Here is a 13180-nt window from a genome sequence, read left to right on the forward strand (position 1 = left end):
CATGCTAAAGCAAGTTATTCGGGCACAGTCACAGGACGCCGAGATTATCTCACCGCTGTTTGATGAGTATCGCCGGTTTTATGGATATCCCAGCCAGCCCGAACTGGCGTTAAGCTTTATCAGCCAAAGGCTTAAGCGGGATGAATCCGTGATCTTTTATCTGCCGGATGAGCAAAACCAGGCCTTGGGTTTTGTGCAGCTCTATCCCGGCTTTTCTTCGCTGCAGGCGGCGCCGCTGCTGATCCTCAATGATATCTATGTCACTCAACATGCCAGGTGTGTCGGCATAGGTCGTGCGCTGCTCGATGCCGCGCTGAATTACGCCAAAGCACAGGGCATTGATGAATTGATCCTCGAAACCCAGCGTAATAACGTTAGGGCGCAGGCGCTCTATGAGTCCATTGGTTTTGTCCGGGACAATGAATTTTTCCACTACAGTCTGACCCTAAAACCTTGAAATTCATCAGGCACTAAAGTAGCTTGCCTTCATTGATATCAAGAGGATCACCAAGATGTCCCATAAAACTGCTTTGTCTGTCTTTGTCGCTATCGGCTTGTTTTCCAGTGCCAATGTGTTCGCCGGCCCCGCCGAAGAGGCCTTTAGCGCCGAGTTGCAGCAATGCGCCGCCTATTATCAAATAAGTTCTGAAGCCATAGGGGCAATGAATGCACCGCAGATGGCCGCCGTTGGAGACAGGCTGAAACAATCCGCCAAGGACGCTGAGGCTTTGGCTGCCCAGTACAGTTCGGCGCAGGATGCCGAGAAAGGCGTGGCTGCGGCCCGTGCTGAAATGCTGGAAACCATGGGTAACAGCAAGAGTTTGGCTGGTTTGATGAGCCAATACAAAGACAGCTGCAAAACCATCTTGGCCGAGCCGCAAAAGCGCCTCGACTACTGGATAATGGCCAATATGTGATGCAATAAAATGCGGCCGCAGCCTGTCTCTTTGTCCAAGGGGGAGGCACTATGCTTTTGAGTCTGTTATTGGCCGCTTTTATCATCTTGCTCGCGCTTGCGATTGAGTCCTGGCCCAGGATCCGCTCTAAAGCCCGTGAACACCGGCAAGGGGCAGCTTGGGTACAGGAAAACCATAGCCGCGCCAGCGGACGTGAACAGCAAGACTGCTTTGCGGATCTCAGTTTTGCGCCCTTCTTGCTTACGGCTGCTCTGACCTTGATAGCCTGCGCATTTGAACTGATGCCGGCAACTTATGTGTTTGGTTTAATACTCTTTATTGTTCTCAACCTACTGCTCTTGATGGTCTGGCATCTCTATGACAGACTGCTTGGCGGGCAAAAAAGGGGCAAGAGCTTCTTGCCGCCGCTGCTTTACGGCCTCGCGGCCCTGTTTGCCTGGATAGGGGCTATGCCATAAGTCAGGCCATAAGTCAGGCCCTAAGCCCGATTCCAAGGCAAGAATTCATGAGCCCGGCCCGAATTACACCAAGAGGCGTTGCATCGGCCTCAAGCTGTTTGAGGCATCACAGCATTGGTTCTCGGGCGCTGAAATGTCAGCTTACAATTAGCTTGCGGCCCGGCGTTGGAATTTTGCATTAAATAGGGAACTTGCGCCTTTATCCAAGGTTCAAAGCTGCAGACAATAACAAGGAGTGGTTGAGCGCCGGTCGCAATACCCACCAAGAGCAATGATAAAGCTTCAACAACTTTGTAAAACCTATCAGATGGGCGACGCCTGTGTGCGTGCGCTTGATGAAGTCAGTTTCGACATTCAAGCCAATGAATTTGTGGCCATCATGGGGCCATCGGGTTCAGGCAAGTCGACGCTGATGAATATCATAGGCTGCCTGGATAAACCCAGCAGCGGCAGTTACCTGCTCAATGGCGAAGAGGTGGGACAACTGGATGATGATGCCTTGTCTGCGGTGCGTAACCGCCAGATAGGTTTCGTGTTCCAGAGTTTTCACCTATTGCCGAGACTCACGGCGCTGCAAAATGTGATGCTGCCGCTGAGATACAGTCCAGAAGGGCAGGGTGATGAAACCCACGCGATAGAATTACTGAGGCGTGTCGGGCTCGGAGAGCGACTGGATCACAGACCCAACCAACTCTCGGGCGGTCAGCGTCAGCGGGTGGCGATAGCTCGCTCCCTGGTCAATCGCCCGGCCATTTTGTTGGCCGATGAGCCCACAGGGGCGCTGGACAGCAAGACTTCGCTTGAGATCATGGCGCTGTTTACCGAGCTGCATGCCGCAGGGCAAACCATTATTCTGGTGACCCACGAAGAGGAAGTGGCCGCTTACGCCCAGCGGGTTATCCGCATGCGTGATGGTTGCCTGCAGAGTGACAGGAGGGCAGATGCGGCCTGATTCTCTTTTACTTTTGAGCCTGGCGGTCTCTGGCCTGGCTTTTTCAAGCTTGGCTGTTTCAGAAATTGCTATACCGGCAACGGCTGCTGCCGGCTCGCCCTCTTCTTCATTCGGGGCGCCAGGGGGCAAGGGAGCGGATGCCAAGTCGCAGCCCGCCGCGCAGCTGCTACTGACTGGTAAAGTCAGTTCCGCCAAGTCGCAGACTTTCAGTGTCCCTAAGGCCGGTGATGCCTGGCGCTATCAAATTCAGTGGATGTTACCCGAGGGCTCTTTGGTCTCTTCCGGGCAAGTGGTGGTGGTGTTTGACAAGAGTCAGGTGGCCAACCAGATAGAACAGTTGGAAGCCAGCATGCTCAGGGTGTCGGCGCAGGAGCAGAGCCAGTCCATAGAGCTCAAATCCAAGGTATTGCAAGCCAGGTTCGAGCTGAAAAAGCAGTTACTGGAGCAGGAAAAGGCGCAACTGGTAGCGGCCGTGCCGGCAGATTTTATCGCTGCCAAGGAATACGCCGACAATCAGTTCAAGCTGCTGCAGCTAAATGCCGAGGTGACCAAGGCCAAGCAGGCTCTGGCCGAAGCCTTGGATACCGAGAAGGCGACTCTGGCACAGCTGAAGATTGACAAGGAAAAGGCGGCGCTCGAGCTGGCCCAGGCCTTCAAGGACTTGGACAGCCTGGAGCTGAAAGCCGAAATTGCCGGCCCCTTGCTGCTTGGGCGTGAGCCTTGGAGCAATAAAAAATTCGAGGTGGGGGATACGGTGCAAGTGGGGCGACAAATCGCCACAGTACCTGCTATGGAGGATCTGGAGGTGATCGCCTGGGTCAATGAGGTGGATGTAGATCGCCTGAAATCCGGGCAAGCCGTGACCATGCGTCTGGATGCGGAAATTGAGCGCGCCTTTCCCGGACAAATTGCCAGTATCGGTCGTCAGGCCATCAATCTACCTGCCTGGGGCCGCAGTAACTGGTTTGAAGTCGGGATCCGTTTCAAGGCGCCTGAGGATATCGCCATGATCCCCGGCATGAGTGTGCTGGTGGAAACCGGAGGCAAACATGAAGCGCTTTAGTTTGGCCTGGCTGGCACTGCTTGCGCTGAGCGCCTGCAGTGATGGGGTGAGCACTCAGGTGGTGCAAGGTCCCCTGAGTCAAAAAATAGAAGTCACCGGTGAGCTGGTGGCGGCCGATACCGTATCTTTAATGCCGCCTGTGATGCGGCGCATCTGGCAATACCAGGTCAAGCAGCTGGCGCCGGAAGGCAGCGAGGTGGAAAGCGGCGAGATGGTGGCTCAGCTGGATACCTCGGAACTGACCCAAAGGCTGTCGGTCAAATCGGCCGAGCTTGAGGCTACGGTGCAGGACTTGCAGACCTCCAAGCTGCGTAATGCCAAGAAGATGGAAGAGCTTAAGTTGCAACTGGCGGAGGCCAAAATGGAGTTGGACAAGGCCGAGCGTAAGTTTGCCCTCTCTGATGACACAGTGGCGGCGTTGGATAAAGAAAAGTACCAGCGTGACGCGGTGATCGCCCGTGACAAGGTGGCTCTGGTGCAGCAGCAACTGGTGCTTGAGGCCGAGAGCGCCCGGCAACGGGAAGCCATGCTCGACGGAGACCGGCAGAAGTTCGCCGCCGAAGTGGCGGCGCTGAAAAAGGGTATCGCCTCGATGACCTTGGTGGCGCCCCGTGCCGGTATGGTGGTCTATGGCAACGATCCTCAGGGCAACAAGCTCAAGGAGGGTCAATCTGTGTTTGCCGGTGATGTGGTGGTATCCATTCCTGATCTCGACAGCATGCAGGTCAATATGGCGATCCCTGAGGTAGAAGCCCGCAGAGTTAAACTGGGCCAGCAACTCAAGATCCGTCTGGATGCCAATCCTGATAAAGTCTTTACAGGGAAAATCAAAGAGTTGGGCGCGGTTTTTCGTAACAAAAGCCAGGAGGTTCCTCTGGTGGTGTTCGATGCGGTTGCCAGCATAGACGAGCCGGATACCGAGCTGATGCGCCCGGGAATGACCGCCAAGATCAGCATAGAAATTGCCGATGACAGCCAGCGGACTCTGGTGGCTCAGGATGCGGTGCATTACGAGGCCGGTCATCCTTATGTGCTGCTGGACGGGCTCTTGGGGGCTCGCAAACAGTCGGTGCGGGTTGGTGCCATGGGGGGCGATCAGGTTGAAATACTCTCCGGCTTGCAGGTGGGTGATGAGGTATTGCTGCCATGAAGAATCATTCGCTAATCGCTCTGGCCTTGATAACGCAGGCCTTGATAGCTTTGGCCTTGAGTGGCTGCCAACCGAGCGGCAACGATGGTGTGCTCACCATGACAGTCAGCCGCGGCGAGTTTCAGGTCAATATCCCCGCCAGCGGTGAGCTGGAAGCGGCGCAGTCCACTCCCGTTGTGGTGCCCACGGGGTTACGTGGGCCTCAGTCCCTGGCCTGGATCCAGAACAACTTTACCCAGGTCAAGGCCGGTGATGTGGTGGCCAGGCTCGATGATACCCGTGAGTCGTTTCGCTTGCAGATGGAAGCCTTCGACTTTGAGCGCTTGGCTCAGGATGCACAGATCCAGACGGAGAAAGATCTCACCTTGAGCCAGAGTTTGACTCTGGGAAGCAAGGTTACAGGTAATGAGCGGCAGTTGGCCGAGCGCTTTTTCAGTGAAGATGAGCGGGTCTACACCAAAATCGACATCATAGATCAGATGCGCAACAAGGAATATTTGGATGCCAAGCTGGATTATTTCCAGTGGGGCAGCACTCAGCACCAGGCGCAGGCCGATGCCGAGCAGGCGCTTATCAAGCTGAAACAGAAAGGCCATCAGGCCAAGATGGACAGGTATCAGGGCAATCTGTCACAGATGGAGATCATCGCGCCGCACGATGGGCTGTTTGTCTATCAGGCTGGCTGGGATGGCGCCTTTCCCGTGGTGGGTGACATGATCTGGTCCGGATTCCCCATAGGCATATTGCCGGATACTTCCGTGATGCAGGCAAGGGTCTATGTGCTTGAATCGGAAGCTGTGGGGCTCGCCATCGGCAAGCAAGCCACAGTGACTCTGGATGCCTATCCTGAGCGGCCTTTTAGCGGCACAGTGACTCAGGTCGATGCGCTGGCCAAGCCCAAAGACAGAGACAGCCCGGTGAACTATTTCCAGTTCACCATCAGCTTGGATCAAACTCTGCCGGCCATTATGCAGCCGGGAAGACAAGTGAATGCCAAGGTACAGGTGCTGGATCTCAATGATGTATTGACTGTGCCCAATCAGGCTCTGTTTCAAAAAGACGGCCGCTACTGGGTGTTTCTCAAGCAGGGCAGCGGCTTTGTGCGCCGGGATGTGACTCCGGGGCACAGGTCCCTTAACCGCACCGAAATTACCGCCGGGCTCAATCCCGGTGACGTAATCGCCCTGACAACCCCACCCAAGAGGAGTCAGCTATGAGTTCGGTAATGGGGCTATGGCAAGGATTTGCCCAGGCGTTCGATGAGATGCGCCACCACAAACTGCGTACAGCCTTGACGTTGCTGGGGATGATATTCGGTGTCGGCGCAGTTATAGCCATGCTCAGCGTCGGTGAGGGTGCCGAGCGTGAAGCCTTGAAGATGATTGAATCCATGGGGGTTCGCAATCTGGTGGTCAACAGCCGCAGCAATGACGGCGAGGCGCTGAAATCGATTCGTGAACACAGTGTTGGTTTGAGCCTGCGTGATATCGACAGTGCCAGAGACACCTTGCCTTTTATTCAGGATTGGGGCGCCGCCAAGGAAGTAAAGGCTTTCAGCCTGTTTTCTGCCGAAGGGCGCAGCGATGCCAGTGTGATGGGAGTGACTCCCAGCTATTTTGGGCTGACGTCGCTCAAGCTCAGTGAAGGGCAGATTTTTACCGAGCAGGATGAGGTTTACTTTCGCCAGGTTGCCGTGTTGGGGCCAGAGGCGGCCCGCAGCCTGTTTCCCAAGGGCGATGCCCTTGGCAAGAACATCAAGATTAACCATCAATGGTTTACCGTGGTGGGTATCCTGGCCGATGCCAATCGCGGTAAGTCCAAAATCCAGGGCGTCAAGCTTGGGGGCGAGCGCAATCAGGTGTTTATTCCGCTGTCGAGCGCCCTGAAAAAGATGCAATTCAAGGCGCTTGAAGATGAGCTGGACATGATTAAGCTGTCGCTCAGGGAAGAGGTTGAGCCTTCGCTGGCGGCCAAGAGCCTGAATCATCTGTTGCAGCGCCGTCATGGCGGTGAGAAGGATTATGACATAGTGGTGCCGGCCGACCTTCTGGCCCAACATCAGAAGACTCAACAGATCTTCAATATCGTCATGGCCTGTGTCGCCGGGATCTCACTTCTGGTGGGCGGGATTGGCATTATGAACATTATGCTGGCCACCATTTTGGAACGCACCGCCGAGATAGGTTTGCTGCGGGCGCTGGGGGCCAGGCGCAAGGATATCGCCAGGCAGTTTTTGATTGAAAGTATCGCTATTTCGGCTACCGGCGGTCTGTTTGGCATAGTCGTAGGGCTGGGACTGGCGCTGCTTATATCAACTGCGGCCGGTTGGCCTGTGGCTTGGTCTCCCTTTGCGATACTGCTGGCGCTCGGGGTTTGTATGAGTATCGGGGTCGGCTTTGGCCTCTATCCGGCGCAGAAGGCGGCCAAACTGGATCCCATTATTGCCTTGCAACGGGACTGACAGAGGGTTCTTTCGCTTCTGTCAGCGGCTTTGGCGCCAGGGCCGGCGCTCGCAAGGGTGTGTTATTCAAAAATGGCAAGGGTTAGACAGGCGCTTTATTGTCATTGTGTCGATGTTTCTCTGAAGAGAAACTGTCGGCACACAGGCCCTGCCTACAACTCTGCTCATCTGTTTGATCTTGTGATTAAATATAGGAACTTAATTCATTCAAGGAAAGCGGGCAGGTCATTTCATGGATGCATTGCAACAACACAGAGCCCAGGTCAAGCAGCAACTCTATTTATGGCATTCGCAACATCTTGTCTCGGGGGCTGCGTGGCGCAACGCCTTGGGATTACTGCCATCAGCCGGGGCCAAGCAGAGCCTGAGCTTTTTCAACCCTCTGCTGCTGGGGAGTGCTGCGCTCTGTTTTGCTTCGGCGCTTATCTGCTTCTTTGCCTACAACTGGGCCGCTTTACCGCGCATGGGCAAGTTGGCGTTATTGGAAACCGGCTTGCTGGGCTGTTTGTTGCTGGCCTTTGCGTTGAGCCGATGGCTAAAGCCACCCCTTGCCGACAAGGCACAAGGCGCTTTGCCCTGGCTCCTGTTTGTGGCCTGTGTGTTTATCGGCGTCTTGCTGGCCTTTATCGGCCAGAGCTATCAGCAAGGGGCTGACAACTGGCAGTTGTTTGCCGTGTGGGCACTGCTTATTCTGCCCTGGGTGGTATTTCTGAAACTGGAAGCCGGTTATCTGCTGCTTATCTTGCTGTTGAACCTGGCCCTGTGCTTGTTACTGCAGATAACCTCATTGCCGTTTGCAGACCTGTTTAGCTTGCTGGGGGATGACAGGCTCGCCATCCCTTGGTCACTGTTTGCGCTTAATTGGCTGCTGCATCAATGCCTGCTTCGTTTTGCGCTGACAGACAAGCACGGCATCCCCCTCAGCGAGGTAACAAGCGGGCTGCTGAGTTGGGGCTTTTTGTTGTTGGCGAGTTGTTGGACGCTGTTCGACTCCTTGAGCGCACAGCAGTTTATTGCCGTCGTTCTCTACGGGGTTGTTGCCGCAGCGCTGATACGAGGCTATCACACAAGGCGTAAACTCTACGGCATGGCGCTCGGGCTTTTCGGCACGGCAGCGCTGTTTGATCTCTGGTTGCTGCGCTTGCTGTCTGAAGTGTTTGACGGTGATGCCGTGGTACTGTTGTTTGCCCTGATGACGCTTTGTGTGCTGCTCAGTGCCTCAGTCGCCGCCTTGCTGCTAAAGCGCTTGCAGGCTGACTATCTGGCCGCTGCACCAGAGCAACAGACCCAAAAACACAAAGATACGACTACCGACACAGAGCCCAGTGAGGATGAGCAAATCGTCCCTAATGCGGGCAGCCTTTTCTGGCAACGGCTGCAGCAGGCAGGCATTGTCTCGGGGGATGTGACACAAGAGATACCAGAGTTACAAAGTCCCTGGTATCTCAAGGCGATGCTTATCCTGTTTGGCTGGTTAGCCGGGATCTGTTTGCTGGGTTTCATCGGCACCAGCCTGGCGTTATTGTTGGACGATATTCAGCCTGGGTTGCTGCTGAGCCTGGCGCTGGCGGCATCTGCAGTGGCCTTTGGTTTGAGCCGAGGTCAAAGTGGACTGTTTATCTCTCAGTTTGCCTTGAGCTTTGCCGTGGCCGCCTTGGTGCTCTATGGCATCGCCTTTGATGAGCTGCTGTTTGAGGTGGCTTCCTGGCGCTGGTGGTTGATGCTGGCTCTGGCGGCCTCGCTTCACTGGTATCTGCTGCCAGCTTATTTGACCCGGTCCAGTTGCGCGCTGCTGGCATTATTGGCCTTGATTGCGCTGCTGCAGACTCTTTCATTATTACCCTTGGTGACGCCGGCACTGCTACTGGGCTTTGTGCTGCTTTGGCGCCATGAGGCCGACTGGGGTAAGGCGCCGCTTCGCTGGCGCTCCCTTGCCATGGCCATGACCTTGGCGCTGCTCTTTTGTCAGACGCCGCAATTGGTTTGGCTGGAAGGTGTCTGGGAGTTAAAGGATCCCGGCGTGAGCCCCGCTATGTTGCAGGGCGCGCAATGGTTACTTGAAGCTTTGCTGCTGTGGCAACTTTGGCGTTTTTTCGGCAGTCGAATGAACGCAATCCGGCATCAATTGGATGGGCGTTCGCAGATGCTGTTGCTACTGGGACTGCTGTCGGCCTTGGTTTGGTTTTGGTGGATCCCCGGGCTTATCGCCGGCGCGTTGGTGGCGGTTTTCGGCTTTGTGCTGGCCGAGCGCTTGCTGCTCTGGCTCGGGGTCCTGGCTATGCCGGTTTACTGCGGTTATTACTATTACTCGTTGCAGCAAACCTTGTTGGAAAAATCCTTGCTGCTGATGCTGCTTGGCGTGAGTCTGCTACTGCTCTGGTTTGCGCTCAAGCCTTTGAGTGACAGGCCTGAGTGGCTGGCGGCGCAGAATGGAGGAGAGCAGTAATGAAACCCAAATTGACGCCAAAAATCATGGGGTTGTGTCTCATATGGGGGCTGCTTTGTTTGCTGGTCATCAACATTTCCGTGTGGCAGAAAGAGCAACTCTGGCAGCACGGTGAGCCCATTTTGCTTGAGCTGGCCCCGGTGGATCCCCGCTCGCTGATGCAGGGGGATTATATGCAACTCGACTATAAATTGGCCCGGCAACTGGCCAATGAGCTGCGCGTAAAAGGGCAGTTTCAGGACAATATGCAGGGCTGGCTCAGAGTGAGTCTCGACGAGCAGCAGCGCGCCGCTTTTGTGGCGTTGGAGAGTGATCCAGAGGCTCCTTTGTTGCAGCAGCAAAGACGCTTGCCGTTTAAAGTCCGTCAGGGAGAAGTGCAACTGGCGAGCCAGGCTTTTTTCTTTGAAGAGGGCCAGGCCGAGCATTTCAGCCAGGGGCGTTATGGCGAGCTGAGATTGGGCGCTGACGGGGAGCTGATGTTGGTGGGCTTGCGTGACAGTCAACTTAAGCCTCTTTGAACCTAAGAGTGGTAAGGCTGTGTTCATTAGACCACTAGAGTGACTTAGGATTTTTTACTTTTTACTCCAAGCTAACTCCTTGATAAGACTAATTAACTAACACTAAAGTTTGATAAATATTTTACATATTGCAACCTGGCTGTAACTTGTGGCCTTTATAGTGGCTGCTTCTCCGGATGCGGAGATGTGGAAATAACATTACTTATTGATAAATAAGAAAATCACTATAATCAGGATATATTTCAGGGGTCAATATGTTAACCAAGGCAAGTCTGCTTGCCCTGGCCGTGGGCAGTATTGCTGCCCAGGCTCAGGCGAGCGAGCAAGTGATCATTTCCGAGTATGTTGAAGGTTCAGGCAATAACAAGGCCATCGAACTTTTTAACGCCGGCAGCCAAGCTGTCGATCTCAGCCAGTATCAACTGGATATCTTCTTCAATGGCAGTAGCAGCGCAGGCAGCAGCATTGCCCTGAGCGGCATGCTGGCCGTCGGTGGCACTCATGTATTGGCCGACAATGATGCCAACGCTGCAATCCTGGCATTGGCGCAGCAAACCAGCAGCGCCAGTTTCTTCAACGGTGATGATGCCCTGGTGCTGAGCCGTAATGGTAAGGTGGTCGACAGCCTGGGCCAGGTTGGAGTGGATCCCGGCTCCGAGTGGGGCAGCGGTGATGTTTCCACTCAAAACAATACGTTAAGGCGTAAGCTGGACAACTTGAGTGCGGATCTCGACCCCTTCGATGCGGTTGACCTCAGCGGTTGGGATGGTTTCGCCATCGATAATATCGACGACCTGGGGGCCTTTGGCGGTAATGCCGGCGAGCCGGGTGAACCGACAGATCCCGGTAATGGCGCCTTGGTTTGCGGCGATGCGGCTACACCCATTCATGCATTGCAGGGTAGCGGTGAGGCCAGTCCATTGGCAGGTGAAACCCTGGAAGTGGAAGCAATAGTCACCAGCAACCAGGAAGCGGGTCTTAAGGGATTGTTCCTGCAGATGGCCGATGCCGAAGCGGATGCCGATCCTTTGACCTCGGAAGGGGTGTTCCTGTACACAGGCAATAGCGCCAGTGGCTATCAGGCCGGCGACCGAATTCGAGTGCGGGCTCAGGTCACTGAATATCAAGGCCTGACTGAACTGACCAATGTCAGTGCCAAGGCCTTGTGTGCCACATCGCAACCTCTGCCGAGTGCAGCCAGAGTGAGCCTGCCGGTTAATGACAGCAGTGCACTTGAAGCCTTCGAAGGCATGTTGGTCAGCTTTGAGCAGCATCTTACGGTAAACGAAGTCTACAACCTTGGCCGTTATGGTGAGGTGTTGCTGGGTTCTAGCCGTCACTTTATCGGTACTCAGGTGGCCAATCCCGGCGCCGATGCCTTGGCGGTCACGGCAGCCAATGCCCTGGATTCCATAGTGCTTGACGATGGCCTGACGGCACAAAACCCGGATCCTGTTATCTATCCGGCCCCGGGTCTGAGCGCCGCTAACCCGCTCAGAGTCGGTGATACTGTCACAAACCTCACCGCGGTGATGCATTACGGCTTTGGCATTTACCGTTTGATGCCGGTCGATACCGTCAACTTTGTTGCCGCCAATCCCAGAGCGTCCGAGCCTGAGTTGAATCGCCTCGATGCCTTGACAGTTGCCAGTTTCAACGTGCTCAACTATTTCAACGGCGATGGCCAGGGCGGCGGTTTCCCCACGTCCCGTGGCGCCGATACTCAAGAGGAATTTGAGCGCCAACGAGCCAAGATAATCGCGGCGATGAAAACCATTAACGCCGATGTCTTCGGTTTGATGGAAATCGAGAACGATGGTTTCGGCAGTAACTCGGCAATTGCCGATCTGGCCCGCGGTCTCAACGACGCCATTGGCACTGACAGCTATCGCTATCTGGCGCCACAGGTTAATCGTATTGGCAACGATGAGATCAGCGTCGGTATTTTGTATCGTCAGGACAGAGTCACCCCGGAAGGGGTAGCTGCGATTCTGGACAGCAGCAATTCGGCGCTGGATGACAATGGTCAGGTGTTGTTCAACGATGGCAAGAACCGTCCCATGCTGACCCAGAAGTTTAGCGTCAACGACAGTGAGGATAGCTTTGTGGTGGCGGTCAACCACCTCAAGTCCAAGGGCAGTGATTGTAATGCGCTGGGCGATCCCGACATGAACGACGGCCAGGGTAACTGTAATCTGACCCGAACCCGCGCAGCCATGGCGATAGGCCAGTTCCTGCAGGCAGAATATCAGGATGACAAGGTGCTGGTGATAGGGGATCTCAATGCCTACGCCAAGGAAGATCCACTGACAACCCTGGCCAATGCCGGTTACGCCGAGCTGTTTGGCGAGCTTGGTAAGCCTTCAGCATACTCCTATGTGTTCTCCGGTGAGTCGGGACAGCTAGATCATGCACTGGCCAATGAAGCCATGCTGGCCAATGTTCGTGATGTGACCGATTGGCATATCAATACTGATGAACCCAGGGTGCTGGACTATAACACTGAGTTCAAGACGCCGGAGCAACTGCAAAGTTTCTACAGCAACGATGCCTTCCGCTCATCGGATCACGACCCTGTGATCATCGCTCTGGACTTTGCCGCGGCCAATCAGGCACCGGTTGCCGAGTTCTCAGTGCAGCAAAATGGTGCCGCAGTGGCGCTTTCTAGCACTTCGAGTGATAGCGACGGTGAGTTGGTGAGCCTGGAGTGGGATCTGGGTGATGGCACTCAAGCCTTTGGCGAGCAAGTGAGCCATGAATACCAGCAAAGCGGTGTCTACCTCATCACTCTGACCGTGACTGACGACAAAGGTGCCCAGCACAGTGTCAGCCGTGAGGTAACCGTTGAGATAGCCCCTGAGCCGACCGAGCCTGTGGCGGTTATCCGTCATCTGGATCTCTGGCTGCTGCAGGTGTTTATCTCCGAGAGCTATGATCCTGACGGTTATATCAAAAAGCAACAGTGGCGCTTCAACGATGGGCGTAGATTCAACGGCCCGGTTGCCATGCGTATTGGCGGTCGTGCCAATGAAGTGACCTTGACCGTGACCGACAATGATAAGCAAAAGGCCAGCACCAGCCTTAGCTTCTAACCGCTTAAGACGAAAAACGCCCGCTGCAGCGCAACGTAGTTCACTTAAGCGGAGCTGCCTTGTGATTAACAGGATATCGGGTCTTTGATATTTTTACCGCCCTAGGCCGATTTGGCTTAGGGC

Annotated in this window: 11 protein-coding genes; all 11 read left to right on the forward strand. The window is 54.9% G+C overall.

Annotated elements, in window-relative coordinates:
• Position 1 precedes the first annotated feature (1 nt).
• The 11 genes from ACMHXE_RS01170 to ACMHXE_RS01220 all read left to right on the forward strand — a co-directional run bounded on the left by ACMHXE_RS01170 (position 2) and on the right by ACMHXE_RS01220 (position 13057).
• Positions 2–457, forward strand: a complete 456-nt coding sequence (locus tag ACMHXE_RS01170; protein WP_101052983.1) for a GNAT family N-acetyltransferase — start codon at positions 2–4, stop codon at positions 455–457.
• Between the two features lie 55 nt (positions 458–512).
• Positions 513–917: a hypothetical protein gene (locus ACMHXE_RS01175; RefSeq protein ID WP_165564891.1), complete on the forward strand. Its 405-nt coding sequence runs from the start codon at positions 513–515 to the stop codon at positions 915–917.
• Between the two features lie 50 nt (positions 918–967).
• A complete protein-coding gene (locus ACMHXE_RS01180) occupies positions 968–1375 on the forward strand; it encodes a hypothetical protein (RefSeq protein ID WP_413731152.1) in 408 nt (135 codons plus the stop codon).
• A 271-nt stretch (positions 1376–1646) separates the two neighbouring features.
• Positions 1647–2327, forward strand: coding sequence for an ABC transporter ATP-binding protein (locus ACMHXE_RS01185; RefSeq protein WP_025011211.1), 681 nt, complete (start codon positions 1647–1649; stop codon positions 2325–2327).
• The gene (locus ACMHXE_RS01190; protein WP_101052989.1) at positions 2317–3390 is read left to right on the forward strand and encodes an HlyD family secretion protein; all 1074 of its coding nucleotides are present in this window, start codon (positions 2317–2319) and stop codon (positions 3388–3390) included. Before ACMHXE_RS01185 ends, ACMHXE_RS01190 begins: the two co-directional genes overlap by 11 nt.
• On the forward strand, positions 3377–4540 hold the full coding sequence (locus ACMHXE_RS01195) for an efflux RND transporter periplasmic adaptor subunit (protein WP_413731154.1): 1164 nt from the start codon (positions 3377–3379) through the stop codon (positions 4538–4540). Before ACMHXE_RS01190 ends, ACMHXE_RS01195 begins: the two co-directional genes overlap by 14 nt.
• The gene (locus tag ACMHXE_RS01200; RefSeq protein WP_335921178.1) at positions 4537–5757 is read left to right on the forward strand and encodes an efflux RND transporter periplasmic adaptor subunit; all 1221 of its coding nucleotides are present in this window, start codon (positions 4537–4539) and stop codon (positions 5755–5757) included. The genes ACMHXE_RS01195 and ACMHXE_RS01200 overlap by 4 nt, the downstream gene beginning before the upstream one ends.
• Complete coding sequence (locus tag ACMHXE_RS01205) at positions 5754–7001, forward strand: ABC transporter permease (RefSeq protein ID WP_224868256.1); 1248 nt, start codon at positions 5754–5756, stop codon at positions 6999–7001. Before ACMHXE_RS01200 ends, ACMHXE_RS01205 begins: the two co-directional genes overlap by 4 nt.
• Positions 7002–7233: 232 nt before the next feature.
• A complete protein-coding gene (locus tag ACMHXE_RS01210) occupies positions 7234–9447 on the forward strand; it encodes a DUF4401 domain-containing protein (protein ID WP_413731156.1) in 2214 nt (737 codons plus the stop codon).
• Positions 9447–9965: a GDYXXLXY domain-containing protein gene (locus tag ACMHXE_RS01215; RefSeq protein WP_413731158.1), complete on the forward strand. Its 519-nt coding sequence runs from the start codon at positions 9447–9449 to the stop codon at positions 9963–9965. The genes ACMHXE_RS01210 and ACMHXE_RS01215 overlap by 1 nt, the downstream gene beginning before the upstream one ends.
• Before the next feature lie 254 nt (positions 9966–10219).
• A complete protein-coding gene (locus ACMHXE_RS01220; RefSeq protein ID WP_248952424.1) occupies positions 10220–13057 on the forward strand; it encodes an ExeM/NucH family extracellular endonuclease in 2838 nt (945 codons plus the stop codon).
• Positions 13058–13180: the final 123 nt, after the last annotated feature.

Origin of the sequence: Shewanella sp. BJSY2023SW007 (assembly GCF_047314525.1) — a bacterium.
In the GTDB taxonomy this organism is placed as follows: Bacteria; Pseudomonadota; Gammaproteobacteria; order Enterobacterales; family Shewanellaceae; genus Shewanella; species Shewanella chilikensis.

Coding starts and splice junctions, on each gene's coding strand:
- ACMHXE_RS01170 (WP_101052983.1), top strand. CDS start 2: ATGCTAAAGCAAGTTATTCGGGCACAGTCACAGGACGCCGAGATTATC.
- ACMHXE_RS01175 (WP_165564891.1), top strand. CDS start 513: ATGTCCCATAAAACTGCTTTGTCTGTCTTTGTCGCTATCGGCTTGTTT.
- ACMHXE_RS01180 (WP_413731152.1), top strand. CDS start 968: ATGCTTTTGAGTCTGTTATTGGCCGCTTTTATCATCTTGCTCGCGCTT.
- ACMHXE_RS01185 (WP_025011211.1), top strand. CDS start 1,647: ATGATAAAGCTTCAACAACTTTGTAAAACCTATCAGATGGGCGACGCC.
- ACMHXE_RS01190 (WP_101052989.1), top strand. CDS start 2,317: ATGCGGCCTGATTCTCTTTTACTTTTGAGCCTGGCGGTCTCTGGCCTG.
- ACMHXE_RS01195 (WP_413731154.1), top strand. CDS start 3,377: ATGAAGCGCTTTAGTTTGGCCTGGCTGGCACTGCTTGCGCTGAGCGCC.
- ACMHXE_RS01200 (WP_335921178.1), top strand. CDS start 4,537: ATGAAGAATCATTCGCTAATCGCTCTGGCCTTGATAACGCAGGCCTTG.
- ACMHXE_RS01205 (WP_224868256.1), top strand. CDS start 5,754: ATGAGTTCGGTAATGGGGCTATGGCAAGGATTTGCCCAGGCGTTCGAT.
- ACMHXE_RS01210 (WP_413731156.1), top strand. CDS start 7,234: ATGGATGCATTGCAACAACACAGAGCCCAGGTCAAGCAGCAACTCTAT.
- ACMHXE_RS01215 (WP_413731158.1), top strand. CDS start 9,447: ATGAAACCCAAATTGACGCCAAAAATCATGGGGTTGTGTCTCATATGG.
- ACMHXE_RS01220 (WP_248952424.1), top strand. CDS start 10,220: ATGTTAACCAAGGCAAGTCTGCTTGCCCTGGCCGTGGGCAGTATTGCT.